17 protein-coding genes are annotated in these 19,575 nt (G+C 65.2%); 10 read left to right on the forward strand and 7 right to left on the reverse strand.

The annotated features are described in order from the left end of the window. Positions 1 to 73: 73 nt before the first annotated feature. The gene (locus tag PDM29_RS13190; protein WP_311190569.1) at positions 74 to 481 is read right to left on the reverse strand and encodes an acyl-CoA thioesterase; all 408 of its coding nucleotides are present in this window, start codon (positions 479 to 481) and stop codon (positions 74 to 76) included. Further along, a complete protein-coding gene (uvrA, locus tag PDM29_RS13195; protein ID WP_311190570.1) occupies positions 481 to 3,477 on the reverse strand; it encodes an excinuclease ABC subunit UvrA in 2,997 nt (998 codons plus the stop codon). Before uvrA ends, PDM29_RS13190 begins: the two co-directional genes overlap by 1 nt. A gap of 275 nt (positions 3,478 to 3,752) precedes the next feature. Between uvrA and rplU the strand changes: the two genes are divergently transcribed. The 3 genes from rplU (at position 3,753) to obgE (ending at position 5,556) form a co-directional block, all read left to right on the forward strand. Further along, entirely contained in the window at positions 3,753 to 4,070 is a 318-nt protein-coding gene (rplU, locus tag PDM29_RS13200; RefSeq protein WP_311190571.1) for a 50S ribosomal protein L21, read from the forward strand. A gap of 15 nt (positions 4,071 to 4,085) precedes the next feature. Further along, complete coding sequence (rpmA, locus tag PDM29_RS13205; protein ID WP_125359195.1) at positions 4,086 to 4,346, forward strand: 50S ribosomal protein L27; 261 nt, start codon at positions 4,086 to 4,088, stop codon at positions 4,344 to 4,346. A gap of 157 nt (positions 4,347 to 4,503) precedes the next feature. Beyond that, positions 4,504 to 5,556 (forward strand): GTPase ObgE, encoded by a 1,053-nt coding sequence (gene obgE, locus PDM29_RS13210; protein ID WP_311190572.1) that lies wholly within the window; start codon positions 4,504 to 4,506, stop codon positions 5,554 to 5,556. Positions 5,557 to 5,749: 193 nt separating this feature from the next. Here obgE and rpsT read toward each other — a convergent pair whose 3' ends face one another. Next, complete coding sequence (gene rpsT / locus PDM29_RS13215) at positions 5,750 to 6,019, reverse strand: 30S ribosomal protein S20 (RefSeq protein ID WP_017354922.1); 270 nt, start codon at positions 6,017 to 6,019, stop codon at positions 5,750 to 5,752. Between the two features lie 116 nt (positions 6,020 to 6,135). Here rpsT and murJ point away from each other — a divergent pair, with 116 nt between their 5' ends. From murJ to PDM29_RS13250, 7 genes are all read left to right on the forward strand, one after another. Continuing rightward, on the forward strand, positions 6,136 to 7,740 hold the full coding sequence (murJ, locus tag PDM29_RS13220) for a murein biosynthesis integral membrane protein MurJ (protein ID WP_311193782.1): 1,605 nt from the start codon (positions 6,136 to 6,138) through the stop codon (positions 7,738 to 7,740). Positions 7,741 to 7,814: 74 nt separating this feature from the next. Beyond that, positions 7,815 to 8,762: a bifunctional riboflavin kinase/FAD synthetase gene (locus PDM29_RS13225; protein WP_311190573.1), complete on the forward strand. Its 948-nt coding sequence runs from the start codon at positions 7,815 to 7,817 to the stop codon at positions 8,760 to 8,762. Further along, on the forward strand, positions 8,759 to 11,593 hold the full coding sequence (gene ileS, locus PDM29_RS13230) for an isoleucine--tRNA ligase (RefSeq protein WP_311190574.1): 2,835 nt from the start codon (positions 8,759 to 8,761) through the stop codon (positions 11,591 to 11,593). The genes PDM29_RS13225 and ileS overlap by 4 nt, the downstream gene beginning before the upstream one ends. Beyond that, positions 11,593 to 12,111: a signal peptidase II gene (lspA, locus tag PDM29_RS13235; protein ID WP_311190575.1), complete on the forward strand. Its 519-nt coding sequence runs from the start codon at positions 11,593 to 11,595 to the stop codon at positions 12,109 to 12,111. The genes ileS and lspA overlap by 1 nt, the downstream gene beginning before the upstream one ends. 33 nt (positions 12,112 to 12,144) lie before the next feature. Further along, positions 12,145 to 13,095 (forward strand): 4-hydroxy-3-methylbut-2-enyl diphosphate reductase, encoded by a 951-nt coding sequence (ispH, locus tag PDM29_RS13240; RefSeq protein ID WP_311190576.1) that lies wholly within the window; start codon positions 12,145 to 12,147, stop codon positions 13,093 to 13,095. A gap of 185 nt (positions 13,096 to 13,280) precedes the next feature. Continuing rightward, positions 13,281 to 15,161 (forward strand): M61 family metallopeptidase, encoded by a 1,881-nt coding sequence (locus PDM29_RS13245; protein ID WP_311190577.1) that lies wholly within the window; start codon positions 13,281 to 13,283, stop codon positions 15,159 to 15,161. Further along, on the forward strand, positions 15,158 to 15,778 hold the full coding sequence (locus PDM29_RS13250; RefSeq protein ID WP_311190578.1) for a lysoplasmalogenase: 621 nt from the start codon (positions 15,158 to 15,160) through the stop codon (positions 15,776 to 15,778). Before PDM29_RS13245 ends, PDM29_RS13250 begins: the two co-directional genes overlap by 4 nt. 52 nt (positions 15,779 to 15,830) lie before the next feature. Here the strand turns inward: PDM29_RS13250 and treA are convergent, their stop codons facing one another. The 4 genes from treA to PDM29_RS13270 form a co-directional block, all read right to left on the reverse strand. Next, a complete protein-coding gene (gene treA, locus PDM29_RS13255; protein ID WP_311190579.1) occupies positions 15,831 to 17,453 on the reverse strand; it encodes an alpha,alpha-trehalase TreA in 1,623 nt (540 codons plus the stop codon). 106 nt (positions 17,454 to 17,559) lie between these two features. Continuing rightward, positions 17,560 to 17,871, reverse strand: a complete 312-nt coding sequence (locus tag PDM29_RS13260) for a hypothetical protein (protein WP_311190580.1) — start codon at positions 17,869 to 17,871, stop codon at positions 17,560 to 17,562. A gap of 99 nt (positions 17,872 to 17,970) precedes the next feature. Beyond that, the gene (locus tag PDM29_RS13265) at positions 17,971 to 18,645 is read right to left on the reverse strand and encodes a MafI2 family immunity protein (protein WP_311190581.1); all 675 of its coding nucleotides are present in this window, start codon (positions 18,643 to 18,645) and stop codon (positions 17,971 to 17,973) included. A gap of 63 nt (positions 18,646 to 18,708) precedes the next feature. Further along, complete coding sequence (locus tag PDM29_RS13270) at positions 18,709 to 19,527, reverse strand: YwqG family protein (RefSeq protein ID WP_311190582.1); 819 nt, start codon at positions 19,525 to 19,527, stop codon at positions 18,709 to 18,711. Between the last annotated feature and the right edge of the window lie 48 nt (positions 19,528 to 19,575).

Genomic DNA, 19,575 nt, shown 5'->3' on the forward strand with positions numbered 1-19,575 from the left:
ATGTGCCGACCAACGGTCGGCACCTACCGATATCGCGCAATCCCGGTAGGCAACGACCGTTGGTCGTTGCGCCTTACCCGCACGCGCTGCGGATCGCCTCCGGCAACGCCGCGCTCTTGCCGGTCTGCGTATCCATCCACACCACCACCACGTTGCCGTCCGAATACAACGTCGCCTCGTTCTTCTGATCAACGATGCGATGCCCGATGGTGACGCTGCTGTTGCCCAGCCGCTCCACGAACAGCTCCACCACGATGTCGTTCGGCCATACGATCGGCGCGCGGTAATTGACGTTGGTCGCTGCGACCACCGGCGCGATGCGGTCGGTCATCGACACGCCTTCCACGCCGAGCATCCAGCGCACGCGCGCCTCTTCCAGGTAGGAAATGTACTTGGCGTTGTTGACGTGACCCATGCTGTCCATGTCGCGCCAGCGCACGCTGGTCGGTACGCGGGCCAGGATCTTGTGTTCGCTGCTCATCAGGCCTTCTTCTTTTTCGTCGGGGTGGCAGGGCTGCTCTTGCTGGCCTTGCCGGTGGTCTTGGCGGCGGCCGCCTTCTTCGCCGGCTTTTCCGGCTTCACCTTGCGCGGCGGGCGGGCGTCGGGCTTGTTGGCCACGGCGGCCGGCCGCTCAGGGCGCGCGCTGGTCGAGGGCAGCATCTTGGCCAGGAACTGGCCGGTGTACGAATCCGGGTGTGCAGCCACGTCTTCCGGCGTGCCGGTGACCAGGATGGTGCCGCCGCGATGGCCGCCTTCCGGCCCCAGGTCGACGATCCAGTCCGCGGTCTTGATCACGTCCAGGTTGTGTTCGATCACCACCACGGTGTTGCCTTCGTCGCGCAGCTTGTGCAGCACGCCCAGCAGCGCTTCGATGTCGTGGAAGTGCAGGCCGGTGGTCGGTTCGTCCAGGATGTACAGCGTGCGCCCGGTATCGCGGCGCGACAGTTCCTTGGACAGCTTCACGCGCTGTGCTTCACCGCCCGAAAGCGTGGTCGCGCTCTGGCCCAGCTTGATATAGCTCAGGCCCACGTCAACCAGCGTTTCCAGCTTGCGCGCGATGCTCGGTACCGGTTCGAACAGCTTCAGTGCATCTTCGACGGTCATTTCCAGCACGTCGTTGATGTTGTAGCCCTTGTACAGGATCTCCAGCGTTTCGCGGTTGTAGCGCTTGCCATGGCAGACGTCGCACGGCACGTACACGTCCGGCAGGAAGTGCATTTCCACCTTGATCAGGCCATCGCCCTGGCAGGCCTCGCAGCGGCCGCCACGCACGTTGAAGCTGAAGCGGCCCGGCGAATAGCCGCGCGCACGCGCTTCCGGCACCTGTGCATACAGCTCGCGCAGGGGCGTAAACAGACCCGTGTAGGTAGCCGGATTCGAACGCGGGGTGCGACCGATCGGCGACTGGTCGATGTCCACCACCTTGTCGAACAGGTCCAGGCCATCGACCGACTTGTACGGTGCAATCGCGTGCGAGGCTCCGTTGATCTCGTTGGCAGCCAGCGAGAACAGGGTGTCGTTGATCAGCGTCGACTTGCCCGAGCCGGACACACCGGTGATGCAGGTCAGCAGGCCCGACGGAATGTCGAGGTCCACGCCCTTGAGGTTGTTGCCGCTGGCCCCGCGCAGGCGCAGGGTCATCTTCGGGTTCGGCTTGTGCCGACGCGCCGGAATCTCGATGGCGCGCTTGCCCGACAGGTACTGACCGGTCAGCGAACGCGGTGCCTCCAGAATGTCCTGCAAGGTGCCCTGGCCGACGATCTCGCCGCCATGCACGCCCGCGCCGGGACCGATGTCCAGCACGTAGTCGGCCAGGCGGATCGCGTCTTCGTCATGCTCGACCACGATCACCGTGTTGCCCAGGTCGCGCAGGCGGGTCAGGGTGCCGAGCAGGCGCTCGTTGTCGCGCTGGTGCAGGCCGATGGACGGCTCGTCCAGCACGTACATCACGCCGACCAGGCCAGCACCGATCTGGCTGGCCAGACGGATGCGCTGCGCTTCGCCGCCGGACAGGGTGTCGGCCTTGCGCTCCAGGGTGAGGTAATCCAGACCCACGTCGACCAGGAAGCCGAGCCGTTCGCCGATTTCCTTGACGATCTTGGCTGCGATCTCGCCGCGCCAGCCGGGCAGGGTCATCGTGCTGAAGAACTTCAGCGCCTCGTCAATCGGCAGCACCACCAGTTCCGGCAGGGCGCGGTCGGCCACGAACACGTTGCGCGCGGCCTTGTTCAGGCGCTGGCCATGGCAGTCCGGGCAATCGTGTTCGCTGATGTACTTGGCCAGCTCTTCCTGCACCGCCGCCGATTCGGTTTCCTTGTAGCGGCGTTCCAGGTTCGGAATGATGCCCTCGAAGCGGTGCTTGCGCTGGGTGCGGCCGCCGGCTTCGGTGAAGTAGGTGAAGGTGATGGTTTCATCGCCGCTGCCGTACAGCACCGCCTGGCGCACGTCTTCCGGCAGGCTCTGCCAGGGCGCGTCGACGTCGAACTTGTAGTGCTTGGCCAGCGAGGCGATCAGCTGGAAGTAATACGCATTGCGGCGGTCCCAGCCGCGCACCGCGCCGGCCGAGAGCGACAGCTCCGGGTGCACCACCACCCGCGACGGGTCGAAGAACTCGGCCAGACCCAGCCCGTCGCAGCCCGGGCAGGCACCGATCGGCGAGTTGAACGAGAACAGGCGCGGTTCCAGCTCCGGCAGCGAGTAGTCGCACACCGGGCAGGAGTACTTGGACGAGAACAGCACCGGTTCGGCACCTTCCACGTCCAGCGACTGCACCGAGACCATGCCGTCGCCCAGCTTCAGCGCGGTTTCAAAGCTTTCGGCCAGGCGCTGCTTGATGTCCTCGCGCGGGCGGAAGCGGTCGATCACCGCTTCAATGGTGTGCTTCTGGCGCAGCGCCAGCGGCGGCACCGCGTCGATCTCGTGCAGCACGCCGTCCACGCGCACGCGCACGAACCCCTGCGCGCGCAGCTGGTCGAACACCTGGGCGTGCTCGCCCTTGCGTTCGCGGATCACCGGGGCCAGCAGCATGTAGCGCTGCTCCGGGTCCAGGGTGAGCACGTGGTCGACCATCTGGCTGACCGTCTGCGCTTCCAGCGGGTAGCCGTGGTCCGGGCAGCGCGGGCTGCCGACGCGGGCATACAGCAGGCGCAGGTAGTCGTAGATCTCGGTGATCGTGCCGACGGTCGAACGCGGGTTGTGCGAGGTCGACTTCTGCTCGATCGAGATCGCCGGGGACAGGCCCTCGATGTGGTCCAGGTCCGGCTTTTCCATCACGCTCAGGAACTGCCGGGCATAGGCCGACAGCGACTCCACGTAACGACGCTGGCCTTCGGCGTAGATCGTGTCGAAGGCCAGCGACGACTTGCCCGAGCCGGACAGACCGGTGATGACAATCAGCTTGTCGCGAGGCAGGTCGAGATCGATGTTCTTGAGATTGTGCGTCCGCGCGCCGCGGATGCGGATGTAATCCATCGCCATGGGGGAGGGGATCCGTAGTGGGGCAGTGGGGCAAGCAGAGACGCCAATCGGTCAGCCTACCGAGCTTGGGATTTGGGGGCAATCAGCGACATTGCCAGCCCCCTGTCTCACCCCGTGCGACCGGCCGGACCGGTTTCCTGAACGGGGTTCAGGCGGCAGTGGGTCAGGGCAGAGGGTGGGTTGACCCGGACTGGGGTGAATGCGTAAAATCCCGCTTCTGTCCGCCCTCGACGGCGGCAGTCCAAGACCACAATAACTACAGAGGAAGTCTGGTCATGTACGCAGTACTGGTCACCGGCGGTAAGCAATACCGCGTCGCGCAGGGTGAAACCCTCCGCGTTGAAAAGCTCGAAGCCGACGTCGGCAGCGAGATCAAGTTCGACAACATCCTGCTGCTGGGCGACAGCGACGGCATCAAGCTGGGCGACGCGCTGAAGGGCGCTTCGGTCACCGCCAAGGTCGTGTCCCAGGGTCGTGCTGACAAGGTCCGGATCATCAAGTTCCGTCGCCGCAAGCACCACATGAAGCGCCAGGGTCACCGTCAGTACTACACCGAAATCGAAATCACCGGCGTTGCCGGTGGTAACAAGTAATAAGGAGAAGCAGTCATGGCACATAAAAAGGGCGTAGGCTCCTCGCGCAACGGTCGCGACTCCAACCCGAAGTACCTCGGCGTGAAGATCTTCGGTGGCCAGGCCATCGACGCCGGCAACATCATCGTGCGTCAGCGCGGCACCCAGTTCCACCCGGGTACCGGCGTTGGCCTGGGCCGTGACCACACCCTGTTCGCTCTGATCGACGGCAAGGTGGAGTTCTCGGTGAAGGGCCCGAAGAAGCGTCGCACCGTCAGCGTCGTCGCCGAAGCCTGATCTTCGCGATACGCAGGCACCCGCGCCTGGCGCGTGGGGTAGCCGACAAAAGCCCCGCTTCCAGCGGGGCTTTTGTTTTCCCGGCATTCTAGCCGGGCATCTTTTAGACTTGCGGTGGGCATTCTGCGCCTGCCGCCTCCAGTTGGCATCCAGAATCATGAAACTTGTAGACGAAGCAGAAATCCAGGTCATTGCCGGCAATGGCGGTAACGGCTGCGTCGGTTTCCGTCGCGAGAAGTTCATTCCGCTGGGCGGCCCGGACGGCGGCGACGGCGGCAACGGCGGCAGCGTGTACATCCGCGCCGACGAAAACCTGAACACCCTGGTCGACTTCCGCCACGAGCGCATCTTCAAGGCGCAGCGCGGCGAGAACGGCATGGGCCGCCAGGCCTACGGCAAGGGCGGCGAAGACCTGACCATCACCGTGCCGGTCGGCACCGTGGTGATCAACGTCGCCACCGACGAAGTCATCGGCGACCTGACCCAGCACAACGACCGCCTGCTGGTCGCCAAGGGCGGCCGCGGTGGCCTCGGCAACATGCACTTCAAGAGCTCCACCAACCGCTCGCCGCGCCAGGCGCTGCCGGGTGAGGAGGGCGAGGAGCGCCTGCTCAAGCTGGAGCTGAAGCTGCTGGCCGACGTCGGCCTGCTGGGCTTCCCGAATGCCGGCAAGAGCACCCTGATCCGCGCCGTGTCCGCAGCCACCCCGAAGGTGGCCGATTACCCGTTCACCACCCTGTACCCGAACCTGGGCGTGGTCCGGGTGGAGAACTACCGCAGCTTCGTCATCGCCGACATTCCCGGCCTGATCGAGGGCGCGGCCGACGGCGCTGGCCTGGGTGCGCAGTTCCTGCGCCACCTGCAGCGCACCCGCCTGCTGCTGCACCTTGTGGACATCTCCCCGATGGAAGGTGGCGTGGAAGGCATCTCGCCGGTCGAGCAGGTGCGTGCCATCGAGCGCGAGCTGGAAAAGCACGACCCGGAGCTGCTGGACAAGCCGCGCTGGCTGGTGCTGAACAAGGCTGACCTGATGTTCGAGGACGAGGCCAAGGCTGCTGCTGAGCAGATCGTTGCCGAGCTGGGCTGGACCCAGCCCTGGTACCTGGTCTCGGCGCTGGGTCGCGAGGGCACCTGGCCGATCATGAATCAGGTGATGGCGTTCTTTGACCGCCAGAAAGAAGAAGAGGCTGATGCGCGCGATGCGCTCTGAGCGCCTCCACGCACACGTGAAAAACCCGGCCTCGGCCGGGTTTTTCTGTGGCGCTGTGGATCACGCGCGCGTTTGCCGGGCATGGCCCGGCACTACAATCGCGGGCACAACAAAAAACCCGGTCTATGCCGGGCTTTTGCGTTCTGCCGTAGTGCCGGGCGATGCCCGGCAATCCAGCAGCAACCACGCCGTATCAGGCGGCCTTGAGGGCCTTGATGCGGGCGGTCAGGCGGCTCTTATGACGAGCAGCCTTGTTCTTGTGGATCAGACCGCGCGAGCTGAAACGGTCGAGGATCGGCTGGGCGACGGCGAAGGCTGCCTCGGCGCCGGCGGCGTCATTGGCATCCAGAGCCTTGATCACCTTCTTGACAGCGGTGCGCAGCATCGAACGCTGAGCCGTGTTGCGCGCGTTGCGCACGACGGTCTGCTTGGCGCGCTTCTTGGCGGACTTGATATTGGCCACAGTGGTGGTTTCCTGAAAAATCGGTGTAATGGGAACAGCAAGCTGGAAAGTATGATGGCTCGAAAAATGTACGTCAAGTCAATTGTCAAGAGGGAACACGGGTGAGTTCACCAAGGATGTTGCGCGGGCTGCTGTCGTTCAGCAGCATGACCATGATTTCCCGCGTCCTCGGCCTGGTCCGCGACCAGGTCATCACCACCACGTTCGGCACCAACGCGGTGACCGACGCGTTCTGGGTGGCCTTCCGGGTGCCCAATTTCCTGCGCCGGCTGTTCGCCGAGGGCTCGTTCGCCACGGCGTTCGTGCCGGTGTTCACGGAGGTGAAGGAGACCCGCCCGCATGCCGAGCTGCGCGAACTGATGTCGCGCGTGGCCGGCACCCTGGGCGGGGTGTTGATGGTGGTCACCGCGCTGGCGCTGATCTTCGCCCCGCAGCTGGCCTCGCTGTTCTCCAGCGGGGTGGACACCGACCCGGTCAAGCATGGGCTGCTGGTGGACCTGTTCCGGCTGACCTTCCCGTTCCTGCTGTTCGTGTCGCTGACGGCGCTGGCCGGTGGTGCGCTCAACAGCTTCCAGAAGTTCGCGATGCCGGCGCTGACCCCGGTCATCCTCAATCTGTGCATGATCGCCGGCGCACTCTGGCTGGCCCCGCAGCTGGGGGGCACCCCGGAGAAGCAGATCCTGGCGCTGGGCTGGGCCGTGCTCGCCGCCGGCCTGCTGCAGCTGTTGTTCCAGCTGCCCTCGCTGAAGGGCATCAACCTGCTGACCCTGCCGCGCTGGGGCTGGCGGCATCCGGGCGTGCGCAAGGTGCTGACCCTGATGGTGCCGACCCTGTTCGGCTCTTCGGTGGCGCAGATCAACCTGCTGCTGGACACCGTGATCGCCGCCCAGCTGACCGACGGCTCGCAGTCCTGGCTGTCGCTGGCCGACCGCTTCCTGGAGCTGCCGCTGGGGGTATTCGGGGTGGCGCTGGGCACGGTGATCCTGCCGGCGCTGGCCCGCCACCATGTCAGTACCGACAAGGCCGGGTTCTCCAATGCCCTGGACTGGGGCCTGCGCACCACGCTGCTGATCGCGGTGCCGGCCATGCTCGGCCTGGTGCTGCTGGCCGAGCCGCTGATCGCCACGCTGTTCCAGTACCGCCAGTTCACCGCCTTCGACACCCGCATGACCGCGCTGTCGGTGTACGGGCTGGCCGCCGGCCTGCCGGCGTTTGCCCTGCTCAAGGTGGTGCTGCCGGCGTTCTACGCCCGCCAGGACACCCGCACCCCCGTGCGCGCCGGCATTGCCGCCCTGGTCGCCAACATGGTGTTCAACTTCGCCCTGCTGGCGGTGCTGTACCACGTGATGGTGCCGGATGCGTTGAAGGCCGAAGGGGTGATGGCGGCGCTGGGCAAGCAGCCCGGCCTGCATCTGGCCCTCGGCATTGCCAGCGCCATGTCCAGCTACCTGAACCTCGGCCTGCTCTGGTACTGGCTGGGCAAGACCGATGTGTACGAACGCAAGCCCGGCTGGGCCGGCTATGTCACCCGGCTGTTGCTGGCCTGCGCGGCCATGGTGGCGATGCTGCTGGCCCTGCTGTACAGCATGCCCGGCTTCACCGGCATGGATAAGTGGCACCGGATCGGCAACCTGGCCTTGCTGGTGGGCGGCGGCGGCCTCACCTATCTGGTGGCGCTGGTCGCGATGGGCTTCCGCCCCCGCCACCTGCGCGAGCATTGACCCTTGACGCCCCGGCTATACTTGCCGGTCATACCGAACAAAGCGTTGGCCTGGGTGGGCCGGAATTCCGATAGATGAGCAGGCTGTTCAGAAGCATCGAAGGCGGGCGTCTGTTCCCGCACGGAAGCGTGGTCTGCATCGGCGCGTTCGACGGCCTGCACCTGGGCCATCGTGCGCTGGTGCGCCACGCCGTCGCGCGTGCCCGCGCGCTGGGCGTCCCCGCCGTGGTGGTGGCGTTCGAGCCGCTACCGCGCGAGTACTTCGCCCAGGGCGAGCCGCCGCCGCGGCTGACCCTGGCCCGCGACAAGGTCGCCGGCCTGACCGAACTGGGCGTGGACGCCATCGGCCTGCTGCGGTTCGACGCACGCATGGCCGCGATGTCCGCTGAAGCCTTCGTCGAACAACTGCTGGTCCATCGCCTGGGCGCGCGTGAAGTCTGGATCGGCCCGCAGTTCTGCTTCGGCAACCGCCGCCGTGGCGATCTGGCCCTGCTGCAGGCCATGGGCGAGCAGCACGGCTTCACGGCCGGCGCGATTGACCCGGTCGACCTGCACGGCGAGCGCATTTCCGCCACCCGCATCCGTCAGCTGCTGCGCGAAGGCAACTTCGCCCATGCCGGCGACCTGCTCGGTCGCCCGTATGCGATCGGGGGCAGGGTGGTGCGCGGCCGGCAGCTTGGCCGCACCCTGGGGTTCCCCACCGCCAACCTGCGTTTCCCGAAGACGCCGGCGCTGGCCGGCATCTATGCCACCTGGGTGCACGGCGTGTTCGACCAGCCGTGGCCGTCGGTGTCCAGCTTCGGCACCCGTCCCACCGTGGAGGGCGTGGAGCCGCTGCTGGAAGCACACCTGTTCGACTTCCAGGGCGACCTGTACGGTCGGCACATCCAAGTTGAATTCGTCGCCAAACTGCGCGATGAAGAGAAGTTCCATGATCTGGCCGCGTTGACCGACCAGATGCACCGTGACGCCGACCAGGCCCGTCACATCCTTTCCGAACACAGATTGCGAGCCACTGCGTGAGCCAGGACTACAAAGCCACCCTTCATCTGCCAGCCACTGAATTCCCGATGCGCGGCGACCTGCCCAAGCGCGAGCCGGGCATTCTGTCGCGCTGGGAAGACGAGGGCCTGTACGCCCGCCTGCGCGAAAACGCGCAGGATCGCCCGCTGTTCGTGCTGCACGACGGCCCGCCGTACGCCAATGGCCAGATCCATCTCGGCCATGCGGTCAACAAGATCCTCAAGGACATCATCGTCAAGTCGCGCTACCTGGCCGGCTTCGATGCGCCCTATGTGCCGGGCTGGGACTGCCACGGCCTGCCGATTGAAATCGCGGTGGAGAAGAAGTGGGGCAAGGTCGGCACCAAGCTCGACGCCGTTGCCTTCCGTCAGAAGTGCCGCGAGTACGCCGAAGAGCAGATCGAACTGCAGCGCCGCGACTTCAAGCGCCTGGGCGTGGTCGGCGACTGGGACAACCCGTACAAGACCCTCAGCTTCGACTTCGAAGCCAACGAGATCCGTGCGCTGGCCAAGGTCGTCGCCAACGGTCACCTGCTGCGCGGTGCCAAGCCGGTGTACTGGTGCTTCGACTGCGGCTCGGCGCTGGCCGAAGCGGAAATCGAGTACCAGGACAAGACCTCGCCGGCCATTGACGTCGCCTACGCCGCGCGTGATTCGCAGCAACTGGCCGCCGCCTTCGGCGTGACCCTGCCGGCCGGCGTGGAAGTGGCGGTGCCGATCTGGACCACCACCCCGTGGACCCTGCCGGCCTCGCTGGCCGTTTCGCTGGGTGCGGAGATCGAATACGCCCTGGTTGAAGGTCCTGCGCATAACGGCCAGCCGCGCTGGCTGGTGCTGGCCTCGGCGCTGGCCGAGCGCGCGCTCGCCCGCTACGGCGTGGACAACGTGGTGGTGCACGGCCATGCCAACGGCGCGGCACTGGAAAACCTGCTGCTGGCGCATCCGTTCTACGCCGAGCGCGATATCCCGCTGCTCAATGGCGACCACGTCTCCGACGCCGATGGTACCGGTGCGGTGCATACCGCCCCCGGCCACGGCCAGGAAGACTATGCGGTCTGCCTGAAGTACGGCCTGATCGAAAAGTACAACGCCGGCCAGATCAATCCGGTCGATGGTGCAGGCGTGTACCTGCCGTCGACGCCGCCGGCCGGTGACCTGGTGCTGGCCGGCCAGCACATCTGGAAGGCGCAGCAGCCGATCATCGACGTGCTGCGTTCCAGTGGCGTGCTGCTGAGCGCCGTGGACATCGTGCACAGCTATCCGCACTGCTGGCGCCACAAAAAAACCCCGCTGGTGTTCCGCGCCACCCCGCAGTGGTTCATCTCGATGGAGCAGGCCAACCTGCGCCGTGATGCGCTGGCCGCCATCGACACCGTCGGCTGGTTCCCGAGCTGGGGCAAGGCGCGCATCGCCAGCATGGTGGAAGGCCGTCCGGACTGGACCATCTCGCGCCAGCGCACCTGGGGCGTGCCGATCGCGCTGTTCATCCACCGCGAAACCGGCGAGCCGCATCCCAACACCGTGGCCTTGATGAACCAGGTCGCCGACCGCGTGCAGGCTGAAGGCATCGACGTGTGGTACTCGCTGGACGCCGCCGAGCTGCTGGGCGATGAAGCCGCGCAGTACGAGAAGGTCACCGACATCCTCGACGTGTGGTTCGACTCCGGCGTCACCCACGAAGGCGTGCTGTTGGCGCGTGGCTTCGGCAAGCCGGCTGATCTGTATCTGGAAGGGTCGGATCAGCACCGCGGCTGGTTCCAGTCCTCGCTGCTCACCGGCGTGGCCATCGACAAGCATGCGCCGTACAAGCAGTGCCTCACCCACGGCTTCACCGTGGACGAGCACGGCCGCAAGATGTCCAAGTCGCTGGGCAACGGCATCGAGCCGCAGGAAATCATGAAGACCCTGGGCGCGGACATCCTGCGCCTGTGGATCGCCTCGGCCGACTACAGCAACGAAATGTCGCTGTCGCAGGAAATCCTCAAGCGCAATGCGGACGCTTATCGTCGCCTGCGCAACACCGCGCGCTTCCTGCTCGGCAACCTGGACGGTTTCGATCCCGCCCAGCATCTGGTCGCGCCGGCCGACATGGTCGCGCTGGACCGCTGGATCGTGCACCGCGCGTGGGAAGTGCAGGAGAAGATCAAGGCGTCGTACACCAGCTATAACATGGCTGAGATCGTCCAGCTGCTGTTGAACTTCTGCAGCGTGGACCTCGGCTCGCTGTACCTGGACGTCACCAAGGACCGCCTGTACACCATGCCGGTGGATTCGCGTGGCCGGCGCTCGGCGCAGACCGCGATGTACCACATCGCCGAAGCGTTCACCCGCTGGGTGGCTCCGATCCTGACCTTCACCGCCGACGAGCTGTGGGGCTACCTGCCGGGCAAGCGGGGCGACAACGTCCTGTTCTCCACCTGGTACGAAGGCCTGGCCCCGCTGCCGGCCGATGCACCGCTGAACGCCGCCGACTTCGACCAGCTGCTGGCCGTGCGCGAGCAGGTGGCCAAGGTGCTGGAGCCGATGCGCGCCAACGGGGCCATCGGTGCCGCACTGGAAGCGGAGATCACCATCGCCGCCAACGAGGAGACCGCCGCACGTTGGGCCCCGCTGGCCGATGAGCTGCGTTTCCTGTTCATCAGTGGCGATGTCAGCGTGCGTCCGGCGACCACCGACGAGGTGTTCGTCAGCGCCCAGCCCACTGAAAAGCAGAAGTGCGTGCGTTGCTGGCACTACCGCGCCGACATCGGCGTGGTTGCCGCCCACCCGGAACTGTGCGGTCGTTGCGCGAGCAACATCGACGGTGCCGGCGAAGACCGCAGGTGGTTCTGATGACCGGCTCGCGCGTGCGTCCCAATGCGCTGGTGTGGCTGCTGCTGTCGGCGGCCATCATCGGCCTGGACCAGTGGTCCAAGGCCTGGGTGCTGTCCAGCCTGCCCGAGTTCGAGCCGGTGGCCGTCATCGACGGCTTCTGGAACTGGTACCGCACCTACAACACCGGTGCGGCGTTCAGTTTCCTGAGCGACGCCGGTGGCTGGCAGCTGTGGTTCTTCACCGCCCTGGCCGTGGCCATCAGCGGCCTGATGGCGTTCTGGCTGTCGCGCACCCCGCGCGGCCACTGGCGCAGCGCCGTGCCCTACGCCCTGGTGATCGGCGGGGCCATCGGCAACGTCATCGACCGCCAGGTGCATGGTCACGTCGTGGACTTCATCCAGTGGTACATCGGTGACCATTACTGGCCCGCGTTCAACATTGCCGACGCCGCCATTGTGGTCGGTGCCATCGGTATTGCTGTGTTCGGCCTGTTTGACGGCAAGTCCGCCAAAAAGGCGGATAATGCCAACCCGTAACATCAAGCCGGCGCTGGCCGGGAGACCTGTCTGATGGATGTGCTGCTTGCCAACCCGCGTGGATTCTGTGCCGGTGTCGATCGTGCGATCGAGATCGTCAAGCGCGCGATCGAAACGCTGGGCGCGCCCATCTACGTGCGGCATGAAGTGGTGCACAACCGCTTCGTGGTGGACGATCTCAAGCAGCGGGGCGCGATCTTCGTCGAAGAACTCGACGAAGTGCCGGACAACAACACCGTCATCTTCAGCGCCCACGGCGTGTCCCAGGCCGTGCGCCAGGAAGCCGAGCGCCGTGGCCTGAAGGTGTTCGACGCCACCTGTCCGCTGGTCACCAAGGTGCACTTCGAAGTCGCCCGTCACTGCCGTGCCGGCCGCGACGTGGTGCTGATCGGCCACGCTGGTCACCCGGAAGTGGAGGGCACCATGGGCCAGTGGAACCGCGAAGCCGGCACCGGCCAGATCTATCTGGTTGAGGATGTGGAGCAGGTGGCCACGCTGCAGATCAACCAGCCGGAAAACTTCGCCTACACCACCCAGACCACGCTCAGCGTGGACGACACGCGCGGCATCATCGACGCCCTGCGCGAGCGCTTCCCGGCCATGCAGGGTCCGAAGAACGACGACATCTGCTACGCCACCCAGAACCGCCAGGATGCCGTGCGCGACCTCGCCAAGCGCTGCGACCTGGTGCTGGTGGTCGGTTCGCCGAACAGCTCCAATTCCAACCGCCTCAGTGAGCTGGCCATCCGTGAGGGTGTGGAAAGCTATCTGATCGACGGTGCCCACGAGATCGATCCGGCGTGGGTGGTCGGCAAGCAGCACATCGGCCTGACTGCAGGTGCATCCGCGCCGCAGGTGCTGGTGGATGGTGTGCTCGCCCGTCTGCGCGAGCTCGGTGCCAGCAGTGTCGGCGAGTTGGATGGCGAACCTGAGTCGATGGTGTTTGCGTTGCCGAAGGAATTGCGGCTGCGGTTGATTTCCTGAAACGCGTGACGACCAACGGTCGTCACCTACCGTGGGGCAACCGCGGTCTCTCACTGGTAGGTGACGACCGTTGGTCGTCACCCCGATAACAACACCCCGGGCGACGAAGGCATGACCTTCGGCCATGTAACGCTCCTCCGCACAGGTCTAGCATCAAGGATTCAGCCCCACCGGATCCAACCTTGATGCTCCTGCGCGCCGCCATCCTCTCCGCCCTGCTGTTCACCACCGCCGGCGCATACGCCCAAACCCCGCCGCCACAGGACATCCCGTTCCCCGGCACTCTGCGCATCGACGTCGACGCCCGCGACATCGGCCGCCGCATCTTCAAGGTCAAGGCCACCATCCCGGCCCAACCCGGCCCGCTCACCCTGCTGTACCCGCAATGGCTGCCCGGCGCACATTCGCCCAGCGGCCCCATCGACAAACTCGCCGGCCTGCAGGTCACTGCCAACGGCAAGCCGCTCACTTGGACCCGTGATCCGTACAACGTCTACGCCTTCACCGTAAACGTGCCGCAGGGGGCTACCGACGTCGTCGCCAACTTCAATTTCATGTCCTCGCAGGGCGGCACGCAGGGCAGGGTGGTGATGACCCCCGACATCCTCAACCTGCAGTGGAACGCCAACTCGCTGTACCCGGCCGGTGTGAACACCCGCAACATCCAGGCCCAGGCAACGGTCACGCTGCCGCCGGGCTGGAGCTACGCCACCGCACTGGAAACCGAGCGCCGCGACGGCGACACCGTGGTCTTCAAGCCGATCAGCTACGACCACCTGGTCGACTCACCGCTGTTCGCCGGCCAGCACTACCGCCAGTTCGACCTCGACCCCGGCGCGAAGGTTCCCGTGCGTCTGAACGTGTTTGCCGACAACGCCAAGTCACTGGAAGCCAAGCCCGAGCAGATTGAGAAGCACCGCGCGCTGGTGCAGCAGATCTACAAGCTCTACGGTGCACGCCACTTCGACCGCTACGACTTCCTGCTTGCCCTCACCAGCCAGCTCGGCGGCATCGGCCTGGAGCACCAGCGCTCCAGCGAAAACAGCGGCGACACTGGCTACTTCACCGAATGGGACAGTACCTGGCTTGGCCGCGATCTGCTGCCGCACGAATTCAACCACTCCTGGAACGGCAAGTACCGGCGCGGTGCGGACCTCACCACCGCCAACTTCAACGTGCCTATGGGCGACAGCCTGCTGTGGCTGTATGAAGGCCAGACCCAGTTCTGGGGCCAGGTGCTGGCCGCGCGCTCCGGCCTGTGGAGCGTGGACCAGACCCGCGACATGCTGGCCAACGTGGCCGCCACCTACGACCGCGGCCGCCCCGGCCTGGCCTGGCGCAACCTGCAGGACACCACCAACGACCCCACCATCGCCCAGCGCCGCGCGCTTGCCTTCCGCAACTACCAGATGAGCGAGGACTACTACTCCGGCGGGCAGATGGTATGGCTGGACGTGGAAGGCAAGCTGCGCGCCCTGACCGGCAACAAGCGCAGCCTGGATGATTTCGCCAAGGCCTTCTTCGGCATGCGCGACGGCGACTGGAACGTGAACACCTACACCTTCGAGGACGTGGTGAGCACCTTGAACGGCATCGCCCCCTACGACTGGGCGACCTTCCTGCGCGAGCGACTGGATGGCCACGGCCCGCTGATCGGCGGCCTGGAAGCGGCCGGCTGGAAGCTGACCTACACCGATACCCCGAACGATGCGTTCAAGGCGCAGCAGACCCGCGCCAAGAACACCAACCTGCTGTACTCGATTGGTCTTTCGGTTGGCGATGGTGGCGGCATCATCGACGTGCTGTGGGACAGCCCGGCCTTCAACGCCGGCCTGAGCCCGGGCATGACCGTGCAGGCCGTCAATGGCCGCGTGTACAAAGGTGAAGTGCTCAAGGATGCCGTAGCCGACGCCAAGACCAACCAGGCTCCGATCACCCTGATGGTACGTAGCTTCGACCGCATCGACACGGTACGCATCGACTACCACGGCGGCCTGCAGTATCCGAAACTGGAGCGCATTGCCGGCAAGCCGGACCGCCTTGCCGAGCTGTGGAAGGCGCGATGAACCTGCGCCGCGACGTGCCGATTGTGGTGGCGGCAATTGCCGCCATCGTCGGCGCGTCGCTGGACGGCGACGGCCGCTGGCTGCACTACATCGCCAAGCCGCTGACCACGCTGCTGATCGCCGCCATCGCCTGGCGTGCCAGTGGAAACCCCGGCTACCGCCGCGCCATCCTCGCCGGCATGGCGCTCTCGTGTATCGGCGACATCGCGTTGATGTTGCCGTTCGACGCGTTCGTGCCAGGTTTGGTCGCATTCCTGCTCGCGCACCTCTGCTACATCGTCGCCTTCCGCGCCGGCTTCAAAGCGGGCAGGGCACTCATCCTGTCCGCCGCGCTGCTCGCCATCTTCGCCGGCAGCAACCTCGTCGGCCTGTGGCCGCTGCTGCCTGGTGAGCTGCGCATTCCAGTAGTCGCCTACGTATTCGTACTCGCCCTCATGGCCACCCTGGCCCTCGCACGCGGTCCACGCTTCGCCGCCGTCGGCGCAGCGTTCTTCGTGATCAGCGACTGCGCATTAGCCTGGGACCGCTTCGACGGCGGCCTCCCCGCCGCCAGCCTTATCGTCCTGAGCACCTACTACGCAGCGCAATACTGCATCGCCCGGTCGGTAGCCCGGTAGCGCCGGCCGTTGGCCGGCCCACGGGATATGGAGGGCCGGCCAACGGCCGGCGCTACCGGTCTACATCTCCGGCATCTGCACACTTCCGCCCCGGATCACACAACCGATCCAACAACGCCAACGCCACCCCATTACTCCATCCAAACCCATCCTGCAACGGATACTCCCCACCGCCACCCCCGCCAACTTCCCCCTCCACCACATACTTCTCCACCAATTTCCCCTCACGCTCATACACCCGCTGCACGGTCCTCAAAAACCGCACACCCACCTGTCGCGCCAATCCGTCCTGCCCATACCGCTGCAACCCATCCACCGCCACCCACTGCAACGGTGCCCAGCCATTCGGCGCATCCCACTGCTGCCCGGTGTTCTCGGTGGTGGTCAACAACCCACCTTCGCGCAGCAACTGCAATTCCACCGCCTGCGCCGTACGCTTGGCCTGCGCAGGCGAAGCAACATCCAGCCACAGCGGAAACAACGCAGCCGCCGTCAGCGCCGGACGCGGCGTCCCGCGCTCCATATCCCGATCCGCATACCACCCTTGTCGCTCATCCCACAGCAGTGCGTTGATCGCTTCCCGCCGCTGCTTCGCCATGCGCTCGAAATCACGCGACACCGCACGCTCACCTGAAGCCCGAGCCGCCCGCGCCACGGTCTTCTCCAGATGGAACAGCAGGCTGTTCAAATCCACCGGCACAATCTGCGTCGTATGAATGCTGCTCAGTTCCGCCGGATGCACCAGCCAGCGCGAACTGAAATCCCAGCCCGATTCCGCCCCTGCACGCAGATCGCGATACACCTGCGAAGGCGCACGCTGCGGTGCCTTCGCCGCCGTCGCCAGATCATCCGTCCAGGACTCCGTGCGCGGCACCGCACGCGCATCCCAGTAACGATTGAGCAGGCTGCCATCGTTCATCCGCACCACACGCTCCCTTGCTGCACCGGCAGCCAATCCCTCTGAGCCCCGCATCCAGAACGCGTGCTCGGCGCGCAACTGCGGCAGATAACGCTGATAAGCCGCATCACCCTCATGCGTGGCCAGCAGGTCCACCATCAGGCTGAAGAACGGCGGCTGCGACCGGCTCAGGTAATAGCTGCGGTTGCCGTTGGGAATGTGCCCGTACTGGTCCAGCTGCCAGGCGAAGTTGTCCACCATGTCGCGTACCTGCTCCCAGCGCCCGCTGGACGCAAGCCCAAGCAGCGTGAAATAGCTGTCCCAGTAGTAGACCTCGCGGAAGCGCCCGCCCGGCACCACGTAGGGCTTGGGCAGCGGCAGCAGAGAGCCGTTAGGGTCGACATCAGGCGTGGAGCGGGTCAGGTGCGGCCACAGTGTTTCGATGTGCGCGCGCAGGGTTTGGCCTGCTGGCGGGACGTAGGTCGCAGCCTCGCCCGGCAGGGTGAAGTGCTCGCCCACAAAGGTGCCAAGGTCGAAGCCCGGCTGGGTGCGGGCACGCTGCCATTCTGCTACAAGCGCCACCGGGTCACTCTTGGGCAGTGCATCCGCAAAGGTCTTCTGGTCCGGGAAGAGGTGCGCGCGCTGCACCTGTTGGAACAATGGCTGCCAGTTCTGGTCAGGCGGCGAGGGGGGCGAAGTGGAAGGCTGAAGCGCCAGCGCCGGTGTGCTGAGCAGGCCAAACAGCAAGGCAGAAGCAAAGGCGGCGCGTGTGGACATGCGGTCGCATCCTCTGATGACCGCCGCAGTGTATCTGCGCGCCTGTCAATGCCAGGTGTGGCTGCGAAATCGTCCGCTCACCATCACATGCAAACGATTCGGTGGCTCATACGTACTGCAGGACAAAACGGTCTGAGTCGCCGAAGTCTCCGTCTGAGAGGTACCTCCTTGCTTGTTCTCGGTTGGATTGTCCATCTCGGCGGGATGAGTACCAACCAGCTAATCCATCCACATCGTACCCGGCCGGAATGCGTCGCCACAGCTCGATACCAACGGGGCAGCGCCCGAAGAGGGCAAGGAGTTCGATGAACTCCAGCGCATCGGTTCGCGTGATTGCGGTCGCCGGAAAATTCTCATCAACCTCGATGCCGCGATCAACAATGAACTGGCTGATGATTTCATCTGGACTATTGGTCACGGGCTGTCCAATTCAGGATTGATAAGTCATTTGATGCTCGAAGGTCCGGGGTGACCTCGCCCCGCAGGGCGCGCATGCAGGTGTGGCGGCACGGCCAGTCTAGTACATCCTGACGCCATTCGAGTAATGGAAATGCTTCATCTGCACGCATGTAAAACGAGAAATCAGCTCACTGTTGATGGTCTTATCTGCCCTCGGCTTGAAGTGCCCCGTGCGGACAGCCCAGTCATAGGCACCTTCGTCCAGGGAATACTCAGTCAGCAACCCACTCAATCCATGCAGCGCGATCCATCGTTCAGCGCGCTCGACGTTTGAAAATACACCGGAAGGAAGCGTTGCTTGCTCACCGACGAATGCCCATATGGTTTCAGCTTCCATAGTGCGTGTCGTGTGGTTCCGGTCCTTCTCGATCGTACTGTCTTTGCGCAGATATATCCAGAATGCATCGGTCGCTGGCAAGGTGGGGTGCTCGCAATGAACGATCTGGTGTTTGATGTGCACGCTCGCAGGGAAGTCCGCCATCACCTCGGTTTCCATGCACGAGATGGACTCGGCGATGGCGTCATCGGGCTCGCGGGAGACGAAGAACGTCAGGCTGAAGGCATCCTCACGCTCGACCAAGCCGCAGACCCCGGTCAGCTCATCGAACGCCTCGCCCAGCAGTGCCCGATTCACGCTCAGGGTGATCTGTGATCGACTCAGCACAATGTCCTCTCTTCTCTTGAAGACGAGCAACCCGCCTTCTCCTTCGGGAATATTGCCAAGTTCGTCCAAGCGGATGATGTCGTGGGACTGAACCTGGGGCTTAGTGCCGGAAGCGTCAACGCAGGGTAGGGTTCAATGGCACTGGAGCAACCGCCACACATTGTTGAAATTTCCCTGCGCAGCGCGTTCCGGTTCCACCCAAAAGTACAGGCGGCCGCCATCGCCCCAGGCAAACCCCATTTCCTCGTCGTCATCCACCTGCAGCAGCAGTTGCCACCGCTGAGCCGCTACGGCCGGGTCCACGTCGCGCTGGCCGTTGGCAATTTCCTCGCAGTCTGACTGCATGCCCGAGCACTGGATTGGGTTGTCATAGCCGCAGAACTGGTGCCATGGCGCATCGCCGAACGGGATATCCTGCAGTTCCAGATACGCATCTGATTCCACATCGTCCAGGTCCAGCGGCTCCAGCTGGGGATCATCGATCGGCGGCAGCGTCTGAATCAGCACCGGGCGGACATTGCTGCCCACGCGGCGCTGCCTGCGTCCAGACCCCACCGTCGCCGTGCTGGTCCGCGGGTCTTCGAGGTCCGCCACCAGCAGCACGGCGTGATTGCCACGATCTTTCGGGCTGCCACCCCATCCGCCGCGGCCGTGGAAGAACAGCAGTGCCCCCTGGGCGGGCAGCCAGCCGACCGGCAGGGCCGCCTGCATCTCGCCCAGCGAGAGGCGGGCCAGGAACTCCAGCGGGCCTTTGCTGCCCTGTGGCCACGGCGTGCCGGCGGGCAGCTGCGGGTCACCGCCAAGCCAACTCCGTGAAGGGCCGTCGAAACGCTGCAGCCGCAGGGCAGGGCGCAGCTGGTTTTCCACCAGGGGCAGCACATCGCGAGGCGGCGGCGGGGCGGGCGGAGCGGGGCGGTCCTGGCCAAGCAGGGAGCGGATCCAGCTGAGCATGCTGTCGAGTCCTTTTGACAATGAGGGGATCATAGAGGCCCCGGGGCC

This window comes from Stenotrophomonas oahuensis (assembly GCF_031834595.1).
In the GTDB taxonomy this organism is placed as follows: domain Bacteria; phylum Pseudomonadota; class Gammaproteobacteria; order Xanthomonadales; family Xanthomonadaceae; genus Stenotrophomonas; species Stenotrophomonas oahuensis.

Excerpts from the sequence above, each read along its gene's own strand:
- PDM29_RS13190 (WP_311190569.1), bottom strand. The coding sequence starts at position 481 with ATGAGCAGCGAACACAAGATCCTGGCCCGCGTACCGACCAGCGTGCGC.
- uvrA (WP_311190570.1), bottom strand. The coding sequence starts at position 3,477 with ATGGCGATGGATTACATCCGCATCCGCGGCGCGCGGACGCACAATCTC.
- rplU (WP_311190571.1), top strand. The coding sequence starts at position 3,753 with ATGTACGCAGTACTGGTCACCGGCGGTAAGCAATACCGCGTCGCGCAG.
- rpmA (WP_125359195.1), top strand. The coding sequence starts at position 4,086 with ATGGCACATAAAAAGGGCGTAGGCTCCTCGCGCAACGGTCGCGACTCC.
- obgE (WP_311190572.1), top strand. The coding sequence starts at position 4,504 with ATGAAACTTGTAGACGAAGCAGAAATCCAGGTCATTGCCGGCAATGGC.
- murJ (WP_311193782.1), top strand. The coding sequence starts at position 6,136 with ATGTTGCGCGGGCTGCTGTCGTTCAGCAGCATGACCATGATTTCCCGC.
- PDM29_RS13225 (WP_311190573.1), top strand. The coding sequence starts at position 7,815 with ATGAGCAGGCTGTTCAGAAGCATCGAAGGCGGGCGTCTGTTCCCGCAC.
- lspA (WP_311190575.1), top strand. The coding sequence starts at position 11,593 with ATGACCGGCTCGCGCGTGCGTCCCAATGCGCTGGTGTGGCTGCTGCTG.
- ispH (WP_311190576.1), top strand. The coding sequence starts at position 12,145 with ATGGATGTGCTGCTTGCCAACCCGCGTGGATTCTGTGCCGGTGTCGAT.
- PDM29_RS13245 (WP_311190577.1), top strand. The coding sequence starts at position 13,281 with ATGCTCCTGCGCGCCGCCATCCTCTCCGCCCTGCTGTTCACCACCGCC.
- PDM29_RS13250 (WP_311190578.1), top strand. The coding sequence starts at position 15,158 with ATGAACCTGCGCCGCGACGTGCCGATTGTGGTGGCGGCAATTGCCGCC.
- treA (WP_311190579.1), bottom strand. The coding sequence starts at position 17,453 with ATGTCCACACGCGCCGCCTTTGCTTCTGCCTTGCTGTTTGGCCTGCTC.
- PDM29_RS13270 (WP_311190582.1), bottom strand. The coding sequence starts at position 19,527 with ATGCTCAGCTGGATCCGCTCCCTGCTTGGCCAGGACCGCCCCGCTCCG.